Annotated in this window: 10 protein-coding genes; 5 read left to right on the top strand and 5 right to left on the bottom strand. The window is 61.5% G+C overall.

Going from position 1 to position 12,984, the window contains the following annotated elements:
- Nucleotides 1-119 precede the first annotated feature (119 nt).
- Complete coding sequence (gene htpX / locus AB8A27_RS23735; protein ID WP_441244032.1) at nucleotides 120-1,049, bottom strand: zinc metalloprotease HtpX; 930 nt, start codon at nucleotides 1,047-1,049, stop codon at nucleotides 120-122.
- 60 nt (nucleotides 1,050-1,109) lie between these two features.
- On the opposite strand from htpX, the gene AB8A27_RS23740 reads away from it, so the two are divergent.
- Both AB8A27_RS23740 and AB8A27_RS23745 read left to right on the top strand, forming a co-directional pair.
- Entirely contained in the window at nucleotides 1,110-1,268 is a 159-nt protein-coding gene (locus AB8A27_RS23740) for a hypothetical protein (RefSeq protein ID WP_441244033.1), read from the top strand.
- Nucleotides 1,256-2,482 (top strand): LLM class flavin-dependent oxidoreductase, encoded by a 1,227-nt coding sequence (locus AB8A27_RS23745; RefSeq protein WP_441244034.1) that lies wholly within the window; start codon nucleotides 1,256-1,258, stop codon nucleotides 2,480-2,482. Before AB8A27_RS23740 ends, AB8A27_RS23745 begins: the two co-directional genes overlap by 13 nt.
- Nucleotides 2,483-2,614: 132 nt before the next feature.
- On the opposite strand, the gene AB8A27_RS23750 is transcribed toward AB8A27_RS23745, so the two are convergent.
- Complete coding sequence (locus AB8A27_RS23750) at nucleotides 2,615-3,418, bottom strand: DUF4886 domain-containing protein (protein WP_441245001.1); 804 nt, start codon at nucleotides 3,416-3,418, stop codon at nucleotides 2,615-2,617.
- A gap of 119 nt (nucleotides 3,419-3,537) precedes the next feature.
- Between AB8A27_RS23750 and AB8A27_RS23755 the strand changes: the two genes are divergently transcribed.
- Nucleotides 3,538-3,834 carry a hypothetical protein gene (locus AB8A27_RS23755; protein ID WP_441244035.1) on the top strand — a complete coding sequence of 99 codons (297 nt, stop codon included), beginning with the start codon at nucleotides 3,538-3,540 and terminating at the stop codon, nucleotides 3,832-3,834.
- On the opposite strand, the gene AB8A27_RS23760 is transcribed toward AB8A27_RS23755, so the two are convergent.
- Both AB8A27_RS23760 and AB8A27_RS23765 read right to left on the bottom strand, forming a co-directional pair.
- Nucleotides 3,815-4,324 (bottom strand): cupin domain-containing protein, encoded by a 510-nt coding sequence (locus tag AB8A27_RS23760; RefSeq protein WP_441244036.1) that lies wholly within the window; start codon nucleotides 4,322-4,324, stop codon nucleotides 3,815-3,817. The genes AB8A27_RS23755 and AB8A27_RS23760 overlap by 20 nt on opposite strands.
- 18 nt (nucleotides 4,325-4,342) lie before the next feature.
- Nucleotides 4,343-5,185, bottom strand: a complete 843-nt coding sequence (locus AB8A27_RS23765; protein WP_441244037.1) for an SDR family NAD(P)-dependent oxidoreductase — start codon at nucleotides 5,183-5,185, stop codon at nucleotides 4,343-4,345.
- 245 nt (nucleotides 5,186-5,430) lie between these two features.
- Here AB8A27_RS23765 and AB8A27_RS23770 point away from each other — a divergent pair, with 245 nt between their 5' ends.
- Complete coding sequence (locus AB8A27_RS23770) at nucleotides 5,431-7,119, top strand: methyl-accepting chemotaxis protein (RefSeq protein WP_441244038.1); 1,689 nt, start codon at nucleotides 5,431-5,433, stop codon at nucleotides 7,117-7,119.
- Nucleotides 7,120-7,164: 45 nt separating this feature from the next.
- Here the strand turns inward: AB8A27_RS23770 and AB8A27_RS23775 are convergent, their stop codons facing one another.
- Nucleotides 7,165-7,968 carry a transglutaminase-like cysteine peptidase gene (locus AB8A27_RS23775; protein ID WP_441244039.1) on the bottom strand — a complete coding sequence of 268 codons (804 nt, stop codon included), beginning with the start codon at nucleotides 7,966-7,968 and terminating at the stop codon, nucleotides 7,165-7,167.
- Nucleotides 7,969-8,411: 443 nt separating this feature from the next.
- Between AB8A27_RS23775 and AB8A27_RS23780 the strand changes: the two genes are divergently transcribed.
- Nucleotides 8,412-12,956, top strand: coding sequence for a cadherin-like domain-containing protein (locus AB8A27_RS23780; RefSeq protein WP_441244040.1), 4,545 nt, complete (start codon nucleotides 8,412-8,414; stop codon nucleotides 12,954-12,956).
- The last annotated feature ends 28 nt before the right edge of the window (nucleotides 12,957-12,984 follow it).

Here is a 12,984-nt window from a genome sequence, read left to right on the forward strand (position 1 = left end):
CCAAGCCTTCACGCGACCGTCATTCGGAGCGCGCAAATGCAGGGGCGAGAACTATGTTCAACGTCAGTGTGCCGGTCTCGGCGCCGCGCGGCGACCAATCTCGTCAGGTCGAAAGCTTCCTAGCCCCACGGACCACGGCGCGACTGGCCGCCGTTCCATGGGCCAGTCGGGGGCGGTGCCGGACGCACAGGGGCGTGCGACTGAACACTCATCTGCCCCGCAAGCTGCTGCAGCGCCGCGATTCGATTTTGCGTCGCAGGATGCGTGGTGAACAGATTGTCCATGGCACGACCCGACAGCGGGTTGATGATGAACATATGCGCGGTCGCAGGGGCGCGCTCGGCATCCTCGTTCGGGATCTGATGCGCGGCGTTGTCGATCTTGGCCAGCGCTGAAGCGAGCCACATGGGCTGGCCGCAGATCCGCGCGCCCATTTCGTCGGCAGCATATTCACGCGTGCGGCTGATCGCCATCTGCACCAGCATGGCAGCGAGCGGCGCCAGGATCATCAGCGCGATCTGACCGATGACGCCGGGGCCATTGCTATTGCGGTTGCCGCCGAAGAACATGCCGAACTGGGCGATCATCGAAATCGCACCGGCGATGGTCGCGGTGATGGTCATCAGCAGCGTGTCGTGATGCTTGATATGCGCAAGCTCATGCGCCACCACGCCGGCGAGTTCCTCGCGCGACAGCTGCTGCATCAGGCCGGTGGTCACGGCAACGGCCGCGTTCTCCGGATTACGACCGGTCGCAAAGGCGTTCGGCTGCGGATTGTCCATGATGTAGATCTTGGGCATCGGCAGGCCGGCATTGTTCGCGAGTTCGCCAACCATGCGATACAGGTCCGGCGCGTTACGCGCATCTACCGGCTGCGCGCCGTGCATCGACAGGACCGCGCGGTCCGAATTCCAATAGGCGAACATGTTCATGCCGGCGGCAACCACCAGCGCGATCATCGCACCCGACGCGCCGCCCATGAGATAGCCGACGCCCATGAACAGGGCGGTCATGCCGGCCAGCAGAATCGCGGTCTTGAAGTAGCTCATTGGTCCTCCTGCCCCCGTGCGCCAGCACATGTGCGGGAAACGCTGCGGTGCAGGCATCAAATGGTGATCCGCCCGATCGTTCCGCAAGACGGCGTTGTGCGGCAGCGCGTCGCGGCCATGCAGCGGATTGCATTGAATGCCGCGACATGGGGCCATAGGCTGCGCGCGACGAAAAACATTAAAAAACATTACAAAGAGGAAACACTATGGCTCGCGTAAAGTTCGGCGCCTTTCTCGCACCGCATCATCCGATCGGCGAACATCCGATGCTGCAGTTCCGGCGGGACCTCGATCTCGTCGAACAACTGGATTCACTTGGCTACGATGAATTCTGGTGCGGCGAGCATCATTCGTCGGGCTGGGAGATGATCGCCTCGCCGGAAATGTTCCTCGCCGCGGCCGGCGAGCGCACCAAGCGCATTCGCCTGGGGACCGGCGTGATCTCGCTGCCCTATCACCACCCCTACAATGTCGCCCAGCGCATGGTGCAGCTCGACCATATGACTGGCGGCCGCGCCATCTTCGGCTCCGGGCCGGGCGCGCTCGCTTCCGACGCACATACGCTCGGCATTGATCCAATGACGCAACGCGATCGCCAGGACGAAGCCATTGCCGTCATCCGCCGCCTGTTCAACGGCGAGCGCGTCACCGCCAGAAGCGACTGGTTCACCATGAACGACGCCGCGCTGCAGATCCTGCCCCTGCAGGAGGAGATGCCCTTCGTGGTGGCGTCGCAGATCTCGCCCTCGGGCATGACGCTGGCCGGCAAATACGGCATCGGCATCATCTCGCTGGGCTCGATGTCGACACAGGGCCTGATGGCACTGCCGACGCAATGGGGCTTTGCGGAGGATGCGGCGAAGAAGCATGGCACCACCGTGGACCGCGCCAACTGGCGCGTGCTGCTGTCCTGGCACATCGCCGAGACCCGCGAACAGGCGGCGCGTGAGGCCGGCCCCGGCCTGATGCGCTGGCACAACGAATATAATGTCGGCACGCTGCAACGGCCGGGCCTGCAGCCCTTCACCTCACCGGAAGATGCTGTCGAGAAGACTGCAGGCGGCGAGAGCGCGGCCTCCACCATCGGCACGCCGGATGACCTGATCAAGACCATCAAGAACCTGATGCAGGTCTCAGGCGGTGTCGGCACCATCATCGGCTTCGTGCATGACTGGGCCAATCCGGAGAACACGAGGCGCAGCTGGGACATGGTGGCGCGCTATGTGGTGCCGGAGATCAACGGCTACATCGCATCACTGCGCAAATCGCAGCAATTCGTGATCGAGAACCGCGAGGTGTTCGAGCGCGCGGGTCAGGCCGTGATGGCCAAGATCATGGCCAACGACAAGGCAGCGGCGGCGCTGCCACTGACGGGACCGGGACGCGTGGCGATCCCGCTGGTGAATGCACCGGATCTGCAGAAGAAAGGGTAGCTAGAGTTCCGTCATGCGCGGGCTTGTCCCGCGTATCCACGTCTTAGACCACCAGGCAAAGACGTAGATGGCCGGGACATCCAGCGAAGCCGCGCTTCGCGCTTTGCCCGGCCATGACGGAGAATGTGGCGCTCACTTCCCGTAATAATCCTGCACCGTTTCCCACGCCGCCATCTGCAGCATCTTCGCAGTCGCTTCATCGAGACCCGCGAGATAGGGATTGCCGACCGGTGAGCGCCCGGTCAGCGCGGTGAAGACTACGCAGGACGCAAGGTATGTGCCGGCCATGCTCGGATGGCGCTTGTCGGGCTGGTACAGATTGAGCTCGGGCTGCTTCGCACGCATTCTGGCAAATGCCAGACCTGCCGGAATCACCAAGGCATTGTTGTCGTTGCCGGCAACCGTATAGGCCTCGGCCAGTTGCTGCGTCATCTCCGGCTTGTCTTCATAGGCCCAGGACATGAAGAAGACCGGTTTCGCGCCGTGCGCCCTGACGATGTCGGCATCCTTCTTCGCATATTCAGTAAAGACTGACTTCAGCTTGGGATGGAGCGGGCACTGGCTGCAATCCATCATGATGGCGGCATCGAACAGCCGCTCGCGCTTGTTGAAGATGATGTTGTTATTGTCATCGAAGGAATAGGACGCGATGGCGTTGGGTCGGAAATAGCTCTCGACATCGTGCCATTCGAAGCCGGAACCGCCGATGGTCACCGAGGTCGCCTGATAGCTCGTCCTGTTGGCGGGGTCGGCAGCGCGCACCATCGCCAGCACGTGGCTGTGCATGCTGTTGTTGAAATAGAAGAAGCTGTTGCCGATGAAGATCTCGGTCTTCGGAAAATCGGGCCCCAGCGACGTGACCTTGGGTTTGGTCTGCGCTTGCGCCGCAGCGGGCGCGCTGGCCGTGGCAGCAAGAGTCGCCACAGCGACGAGCATGACTCGCAAAGTTCTGGACATGGAGTGTCTCCCGGTTCTTATTATCTGCGTATATGCGTATCGATAGCATAGAGCTGTGCGGATTGCGCCGGCCTCGATCGCGGGAGGCAGACAGCGCCATGCCCCATGAGTTCTCCTCTCATGACCTCGATCCCCTGATCCTTGATCTCCTGGAGTGGATCGCGCGCGAACCCAGATCCTATGCCGACGTGCTCGATGCATGGCGGACGTCGTGCCCGCGACTGACGGTGTGGGAAGACTGCATCGATCGTGGGTTTGCCACGCGCATGCACGTCGCCGGACATGGCTCCGTCGTTCAGGTGACGGCCGCAGGCTTGTCCTTCCTGCAACGGCATGACCGCGTCATGCCCAAGACGCCAGCCCTGATCACCGCAACTAGTCCAGTGGCATCGTAAGCTGCGCGCCTTCATCGGCCACAAACACCGCGATCAGCTCGGCCGGCTCCGTATTGCTCGCATTGGCCGAGACGAGATGCGTCGAGCCCGGCGGCTCGAAGAATGACTGCCCAACCTTGAAGGTTTCGACCGGTCCACCACCGAGCTGCGAGCGAATCTCACCCTTGGTGATGTAGGCCGTCACCGTGCCGGAATGACGATGCGGCGCGCTGAAGCCGCCAGGTCCATAGGACACGCGCACAATGGTCACGCGCTTGCCTGGCACATTCGGCAGCGCATGCGACGTGATCAGTTCCACCGCATCGCCGGGATTGGCGCTGGAGCCATTATTGACGGCACAGAGCGGCGCAAGAACAGTCGATAAGGCGTCCATCGTCGTCGGAAGTGCCTTGCCAAAGGCAATCGCACACATCAGTCCGGCGGCAACGGCAATAGACACATAGCGGGTTTCAGGCGGCCTCGGTACGATCGCATCGTATGTGATGGACATTCTTCGCTCCCCTGCCCGTCAGCCATTGTCCTGGCCGAACGCCTTGCGCATCACCACATAGCCCGCCTGCTGCTGGCTCCAGTTGCGGCCGCCAATCACACCGCCGTCAATCACAATATCCGTTCCGTTGACGAAGGAGGACTCGTCGCTCGCCAAAAATACGGCGGCATGAGCAATGTCGTCCGGCAGACCAGCGCGCGGAATCGGCTGTGCAGCCTTGAACACCTCACGCATCTGTGCCGGCGTCTGCTCGGCCGCTTCCACCGATAATCCCAGCGCCTTGCCGAAGATTCCGGTCGCGATGGCGCCTGGCGAGATGCTGTTGACGCGCACGCCGCTCTCACCGAGCTCCATCGCCACGCATTTGGTCAAGTGGATGACCGCGGCTTTGGCGGCGCCATAGACCACCGAGGATGAGTAACCGGCGAGATGGCCGGCGATACTGCCATTGTTGATAATGGTGCCCGAGCCCTGCTTCTTCATATGCGGGGCGGCGTGTTTCATGCCGAGCATGACGCTACGCACGAGTGTGGCCATCGCCGCATCGAAACGATCGACGTCGAGACTCTCGATACCGCCGGTTTGCGCCGGACCGCCGGCATTGTTGAACAGACAATCGATGCGGCCGAATTTCTCGACCGCATGACCGATCAGCGCGCTCATCTGCGTTTCATCGGTCACGTCGGTCTGACGGAAACTGCAATTTGCGCCGAGCCTCAAGGCAAGCGCATTGCCTTCCGACGCGCGACGCCCGGCAATCACGACTTTCGCACCCTGTTCGATGAAGATTTCCGCCGTACGGTATCCGATGCCGCTGGTTGCACCGGTGATGACTGCGACCTTGTTGTCGAGACGCCCCATATCGTTTCCCCATTTGTTTTTATGGTCCGTATTTGACGCCTCTGACGCGCAACAACGCAAGGCGTATTTGGAGTCAGTGCGACGCGCAGCTCACTGAATTTGCAGATGAAGCGGCGAACTTTCCAAGTCACAACCGTCGGTGACCTCCGAGAATTACGATTAAGGAAGTTCTAAGACGCATCTGCATATTGTGCAGCATTGTACCGCCATCCAGGCATGGCTCGCGATTGCTGGAGACCTTTTCCGTGAAGCTGCTCAATAACCTGCCGATTTCCGCCAAGCTTGGGCTTCTCGTCACCGTTACTCTGATCGGTCTCTGCCTCGCCGGCGTGCAGGCAACGCGCCTCGTCAGCGCCGAGATGCGCAGCTCCCGCATGGAGCAGGTTCTCGCCATCGTCGAAACGGCGCGCAATCTGGCGCTCGGTCTGCAGAAGCAGGTGACAGCCGGCGAGCTGACGAAGGATGCTGCGATCCAGGAATTCGTCAAGCGCGCCCGCACGATGACCTATGACAAGGGCAACGGCTACGTTTTCTCCTATGACATGAACGGCATCGCGCTGGTGACACCGGATCCGAAACAGTTCGGCACCAACCGGCTGGACGTCCCGACCAACGGCCGTGCGCTGACCCGCGAGTTGCGCGATGGCGTCGCCGCCAAGGGCGATGTCACGCTGTATTACGAATACATGAAGCCGGGTACGACCGAATTGATCCGCAAGTTCTCCTATGCGGTTGCCGTGCCCGACTGGAACCTGTTCGTCGGCACCGGCGCCTATCTCGACGATCTCGATGCGAAGCTGACGCCGATCATCTGGTCGCTGGCGACAGCGATCCTCGGTATCGCTGTCGTTGCCGGCCTGATCGCCTGGTTCATCGCCCGCAGCATCACGAAGCCACTGAGCCAGCTCGGCACCCGCATGCGGGATCTCGCCGATGGCAAGCTGGAAGCCGAGATACCCGGCGCCGACCGTCGCGACGAGATCGGTGCGATGGCCACGACGGTGCAGGTGTTCAAGGACAATGCGATCCGCATGCATGGCCTCGAGCAGGAAGAGGAAGCCGTCCAGCAGCGCGCCGCCGCCGAACGCAAGTCGGCGATGAACAGCCTTGCCGATGGCTTCGAGCAAAGCGTCAACGGCGTCGTCAAATCGGTTGCGACGTCCGCGGCCGGAATGCAGGCCACCGCATCGTCCATGACCAACACCGCAAGCGAAACCACCGATCGCGTCGCCAGCGTCAGCATGGCGTCCGAGAAGGCGCTAAACAATGTCCAGACCGTTGCCGCCGCAGCGGAAGAACTGACCGCCTCCGTCGAGGAAATCTCGCGGCAGGTTGCGCAATCGACCGAGATCGCACGGCAGGCCGTCGGCGAAGCAGACCGAACCAACGCAACGGTTCAGCTCCTGTCCGGCGCAGCTGAGAAGATCGGCGTTGTGGTGCAGTTGATCGACACGATTGCAGCACAGACCAACCTCCTGGCGCTCAATGCCACCATCGAGGCCGCCCGCGCAGGCGAAGCGGGGCGCGGTTTCGCGGTTGTCGCCTCGGAGGTGAAGGCCCTGGCAACCCAGACAGCCAAGGCGACGGAGGAAATCTCGGCGCAGGTCGCCAGTATGCAGTCGACAACCGGCGATGCCGTCTCGGCGATCGGCAATATCAGCGCGACCATCGAAAAGATGAGCGAGATTTCGATGGCGATCTCATCGGCCGTCGAGGAGCAAGGCGCCGCGACCCGCGAAATCGCCCGCAACATTCAGGCTGCGGCCACGGGCTCCAGCGAAATCGCCACCAATATCGGCAGCGTCAATGCGGCGGCCTCCGCCACCGGACAAGCGGCCGGCCAGGTTCTCAATGGTGCGCGTGAGCTCGACGGGCAGGCAAGCATGCTGCAATCGGCGGTGACGGACTTCCTGACCAAGGTGCGCGCGGCCTAAATCAGGCGGCCGACTGACGCTTCGATCGGATACGGGCCGTTCCGCTTACAGCGCGGGGCGGCCCGATGTCCTTTTGGCACTGTACGCCAGCGTGGTCAGAGCTGCTTCATCCGCAACGGGATGCTGCGTAGCTGCCAGCAGCGGCGCATCGACATATTGCCGGATGCCGTTGTGGTCCATCACGAAGAGCGGCTTCGTGTTCTTCATGTTGATGTCCTCGACCATCGCCATGCGGCGGTTGTCGAGCATGAACCAGCGGCCATCGAGACGGGCGGCCGCAACGGCGTGGTCTTCCTGGCGCAACGTGTCGCGCAGGATCACGACCCGCAGATCCTCCGCAGCGACGCCTGCAGCGCGCAGCGCGCTGAACTTGGCGATGGCATAGTCCTCGCAATCGCCAGCGCCGGTGGCGAGCAGTGCCAGCGGCGAACGCCAGACATCCGTTGCGCCATAGAGCACAAGATCGTCACCGGGCCGAACCGCCAGATTGATCGCGCGATTGACCTCACCCATGCGGGCGCGACCGTCGCGGGCACTGGCATCGCCGACGATATCCAGAAACTTCGCCGCCTCTGGCGAGCAGCGGACGGGCGTTTCGGCACAAAGCTCAAGGGCAAGCTGCTCGTCGTCCTGCTCGCGTTCCACCCCGCGCCACTTGGCTTTGAGCTCGCCTTCCGGCAGCGCCGATGTGGCGAGGCCAAACGGCTCCGCAGGCCGGTCGACAGCGTCGATCGCCTGATCAGGAAAGGCCGTTCCGGCCAGGAGATCAGCGGGTGCCGCGAAAATCGCCAGCCCCAAGACCAGCACAGACGCGCAGCGCACCCGCGCAAAAGCAGAAGTCCACATCATAGACGCCCCGTCTGTCCGGGCATCGGCAAGCAGGGCTGCTCGCACGTGACCGGATCATTTGTGGGGCCATCTTGAGGCGGCTGATTTTCGACGGGATTAAAAGGGGTTAGCCGGGTCGACGAAGTTCGCAGACAGGCTGAAAGGGGCCTGACCGGCTTTGCGACAATTTTATCGAAATGGCCGGAAACCCCAGATTAGAGGATTATATTACCCCGGCTCTTTGTTCCCCGAGGCGTCGAGTTCCGTAATCGGAACACAAACTGAAATCGGAACATCGTTAATGAAAATTTACTATATGGATCAGTGGCATCGAGACGATTTCACAAAGCGGCCCATAGCCTGAAAAAGTGATGCGCAGACGTCCACTATCGCATTGCACCCCGCGGTGGTATGCATGCCTCGAAAATTAGCCAATTAATAACCATAATCATGCGCGGCAGACATTGAACTACGCGGGTCCATTTGAATTTTCGCAATTTGGCGATGCGCCGGCCGAACCGGCGGCTGGCGCCGATACTATTGGCCATACGTTTTCCGCTCATACAGCCGGTTCCACGATTGTCGTGCAGGATGCCAACCTGCTGTTCTCCGGCGACTACAAGCGCTCCGGCGTCGATCTTGTGCTGTCCAAGGACGGGCACGAACACGTCGTCTCCGACTACTTCAAGGGTTCGCTGCGCGCGGCTCTGTCGTCGCCCGATGGCGCGCAGCTGTCCGGCGATCTCGTCACTGCCCTCGTTGGCGAAGTGCAGGTGGCGCAGCTCGGCGGCGGCGCCAATGCCGCCGCGCAAGTCATTGGTACTGTTAGCAAGCTAGCCGGCAGCGCGACTGCGATCCGCAATGGCGTCTCCGTGATGCTCAATGTCGGCGACCAGGTTCAGAAAGGCGACGTGGTCCAGGCCGGCGCAGACTCGTCGCTGACCATGACTTTCGTCGATGGCACCGTGTTTGGCCTCTCGGCCAATGCACGCATGGTGCTGAACGAGATGATCTACGATCCCAACGGATCGTCGAACTCATCCCTGCTCAGCCTCGTGCAGGGTACGATCACCTTCGTTGCCGGCGAGACGGCCAAGCATGGCAATATGCGCGTCGACACGCCGGTTGCCACCATGGGCATCCGCGGCACCGCCGTGCTGGTCGAAATCGGCTTCGAAGTGCCCGGTCAAGGCAGTGCCCCACCGGTGAAATTCCAGGTGCTCGTCGAGCCGGGCGGGCGCGTCGGCTCTTATGTGCTGTATAGCAAGACGAGCGGCCAGATCATCGGCACCGTGAATGCAGCCGGTCAGGTGACCAGCGTGCTCGGCAATGGCGATACGGCCACAGGCATCGCCGATCCGCTGACGCCGATCGCACGGGCGATCATTGAGCAGACGCTGCAGACCTACTTCCCGAACTATGTGCCGAACGCCAATCCACGCAGCAACGGATCCGGCGGTGGATCGTCGCCTGCAGATCCCAATTCGGGCACTAGTCCGGACCCGCTGAAATTCTTTCAGCTGCCAGATGTGTTGCCGGGCCAGCACTTCCAGGTCCCGATCAACCTGCCGGGCGACACCCCGATTACGCCGCCGATCGAGGTCACGATTACGCGCTTCAACACGGCGCCGACCATCACCGTTGCGCCGGTTGTCGTGATGCTACCGGTCGACAAGGCGAGCTTCGAGATCAAGGATCAGGTGCATATCACCGATCCGGATAGCGGCGACGTTGCGACACCCTATGTGCCAGGCACGGCGCATATCATTTCGGCAAGCGGCCCGAGCGGCACACCTACGTCGCTTGACCTCAAGTCGCTGATCACCGTCGATCCGCAAACCGGCCATGTCAGTTACAATCCGGCAGCGTTCAAGTTCCTCGCCGCAGGACAACAGGCCGTCTACACCATCGGCTTCGACAGCCAGTCCGGGCCGGACACGACCCATGAGACCCTGACCTTCACGGTCGACGGCTCCAATGATGCGCCGGTCGTTGCATCCGCGCTGACGGCTGCCGCGAACCAGAATGACAGCGCACAGAGTTTCAATCTGCTTGCCGGCGCATCGGACGCCGATCTTGGCGAAACAGCAACGCTGACCGTGGGTAACGTCAAGTTCGCGCTGAACGGCGGCACCGCGCAGCCTGCTGCGCCGACTGGCGTGACGCTGAACGGCACGACCCTCCATGTCGATCCAAGCGCATTTGCCTATCTCGGCGAAGGCCAGACGGCGACCCTCAAGGTCACCTATAATATCATCGATGCCCACGGCGCGAGCGTGGCGCAGACCGAGACGATTACGATCACGGGCGTCAACGACGCGCCGGTGATCACCGGCACGTCGATCGAAGTCGTCCTCGGCGGCGTGACGGTGCTGAGCGGCACAAGCTTCACGGTCAACGATCCCGACGGAACGACCGACTTCACTTTCACGGTGAGCAACGTCACTGGCGGCACGTTTGAAATATGGGACGGCACCGAATGGGTGCCGGCCACGCCGTCGGTCTTCCGGCTCATGAGCGAGACGAGCGAGTCGGAGACCACCTACACATTCACGAGCGAGCAGCTCGCCCAGCATCACGTGCGCTTCGTCAGTGACGGCAGCACCAGCGAGCCCACCTTCACGGTGCAGGTCGACGATGGGGGCAGCCACAACAATCTCAGCGCCCCCTTTGAGGGCACTGTCGCGCCCGGTCAAAATCACGCACCCGTTGCCGGGAGCGATGTGACACTCGCGGCTATCGACGAAGACGGCAGCCTGACCATCACAGAGGCCCAACTGCTGGCAAACGCCACGGATGCCGACGGCCAGACGCTGCACGTGACCTGTCTTGAAGTCGCGAACGGCTGCGGCACGCTGACATATAACGGGGCGGGCACCTGGACCTTCACGCCCGCGGCCAATTTCAATGGCCCTGTGGAGTTCACCTACAAGATCTCCGACGGCGTAACGTCCGTTTCCGGCGGTGCAACGCTTGATGTCACGCCAGTGAATGACCTGCCCAGCGGCAAGGTCACGCTCTCCGGAACGTTCCAGGAAGGCGCGACGATCACCGCCCTGACCGGCAGCGTGGCCGATGTCGATGGACTGGGGACGTTTCACTATCAATGGTACCGATCGAGCCCCGGCTCCAATGCACCTGTCGCGATTTCGCAGGCCACAGGTAGCAGCTACGTCCTCACTGCCGCAGATGTCGGCCTGACCGTCTATGTCGTCGCCAGCTATACCGACGGCGACGGGACGAACGAAGCGGTCATCAGCTCTGCAACCGGCGCAATTATCGGCCTCGGCGCTTCCAACGTCTGGACCGGTGCTGCCGGTGACAACAACTGGACCACGCCGGGCAACTGGTCGCTCGGCATCGTCCCGACGGCAGACGAGATCGTTTATATCAATACAGTTGCTCCGCCGGCGGTCACTTTCAATCTCAACGGCCTGCTGGAAATTGCGGGGCTTCACATCGGAGATGGCGCCGAGCTCGATTTGACCGGCACTGGAACGCTGAATGTCACCGGCACGCTGGTGAACGACGGCGATATCCAGCTCGCACCGGGCACGACGCTCGAAGTCAACGGTGTTGTGCAAAACACCGGCACGCTGCTGGTCGATGACCACACGGCCGGCGCGACCCTGCTGATCCACGGCACGGTCACGCTCGATGGCGAAGGCACCGTGACGCTCGACGGAAGCGCCGACCGGATCACCGGCGACTCGCTCAGCTCGAAACTCATCAATGCCGACAATACGATCAATGGTTATGGCAAGCTCGGCGACGGCAAGCTCAGCATCGTCAATGAATGCGACGGCAAGATCATCGCATCCAACTACTCGCATGCACTGATCATCGACACCGGCAAGGGCAGCCTGATCAATTTCGGTGTCATCGCGTCGATGGCCACCGGCGGTCTCGAGATCAAAGGCGATCTGGTCAATTACGGGACCATCGGAGCCTATGCCGGCCTGTTCGAGATCGGCGGCGATGTCACCGGACACGGTACCGCCAGGATCAGCGGCGGCAATCTCGAATTCGGCGGCTGGTCGAACGCCAATGTCATCTTCTCCGGCGCCAGCAGCGACGAATTGATCCTCGATCGCGGCTCGCACTTTGTCGGCACGATATCCGGTCTGTCCTATGGCGACACGATCGACCTGAAGGGCATCTCGCCCTGGCAGCTCTGGTTCGACCAGCACGACGGTGTCGTCGATGTGCATTACGGCTGGGGCAAGAACGACTATTTCACGCTGACAGATCCGGGTGTGCTGAAACATCTCGACATCGACTCGGACCATCGCGGTGGCACCGAGATGACCTGGAAGAACGATGCGCCGGAATTCGACACGTCATCAGCTGAACTTTCCAAGCGCGGCGACGGATCTTTCAAGATTTCCGACATCTCCGTGTGGGACAGGGATTCGTCCGGCAGCGAGAACTATCAGCTGGACATCAATGGGCATGTCGTCAAGTCAGGATCACTCGCCTCTATAGACCACTACCTCGAGGACGGTTTCACCTTTAAGCCTTCCAGTTCCGACGCGCCTCAGGCCACTGTCGCTGTCACCATCACCGACGGGTTCGGCGCTAGCGAGCATGTCAACTTCATCTTCAATACAGCGCCTCTCCAGTCCAATACGCAGGTGTCGCTGAACGGCACGGCCGGAAATGACGTCATCTTCGCAACGGTCAATAAAGACACGCTGACGGGTGGCCACGGTTCGGATCAATTCGTCTTCGGGTCGCATAGCGGATCGATCGACAAGGATATCGTCACGGACTTCGAAGTCGGCATCGACAAGATCGTGCTCGATCACATTCGTGGCGTGCCCAATCTTTCAGGCCCGCTGGGCGATTTGAAGCTGGCCCTTTGGGAATTGTCGGGCGGAATCGAGCAAAAGGGAAACAATACCCTGATCCACCTCGATGGCGGTGACACGCTGCAACTCAATAACGTGCATATGTCCCAACTGCACGCCAGCGACTTCATCGTGCACCCCTATTCCAACGTGGCGTAACGCGGCACCGTTAACCGTCCCGTGGACA

This window comes from Tardiphaga sp. 768_D3_N2_1 (assembly GCF_052076105.1).
GTDB lineage: Bacteria > Pseudomonadota > Alphaproteobacteria > Rhizobiales > Xanthobacteraceae > Tardiphaga.

Excerpts from the sequence above, each read along its gene's own strand:
- htpX (WP_441244032.1), bottom strand. The coding sequence starts at position 1,049 with ATGAGCTACTTCAAGACCGCGATTCTGCTGGCCGGCATGACCGCCCTG.
- AB8A27_RS23740 (WP_441244033.1), top strand. The coding sequence starts at position 1,110 with ATGGTGATCCGCCCGATCGTTCCGCAAGACGGCGTTGTGCGGCAGCGC.
- AB8A27_RS23745 (WP_441244034.1), top strand. The coding sequence starts at position 1,256 with ATGGCTCGCGTAAAGTTCGGCGCCTTTCTCGCACCGCATCATCCGATC.
- AB8A27_RS23750 (WP_441245001.1), bottom strand. The coding sequence starts at position 3,418 with ATGCTCGTCGCTGTGGCGACTCTTGCTGCCACGGCCAGCGCGCCCGCT.
- AB8A27_RS23755 (WP_441244035.1), top strand. The coding sequence starts at position 3,538 with ATGCCCCATGAGTTCTCCTCTCATGACCTCGATCCCCTGATCCTTGAT.
- AB8A27_RS23760 (WP_441244036.1), bottom strand. The coding sequence starts at position 4,324 with ATGTCCATCACATACGATGCGATCGTACCGAGGCCGCCTGAAACCCGC.
- AB8A27_RS23765 (WP_441244037.1), bottom strand. The coding sequence starts at position 5,185 with ATGGGGCGTCTCGACAACAAGGTCGCAGTCATCACCGGTGCAACCAGC.
- AB8A27_RS23775 (WP_441244039.1), bottom strand. The coding sequence starts at position 7,968 with ATGATGTGGACTTCTGCTTTTGCGCGGGTGCGCTGCGCGTCTGTGCTG.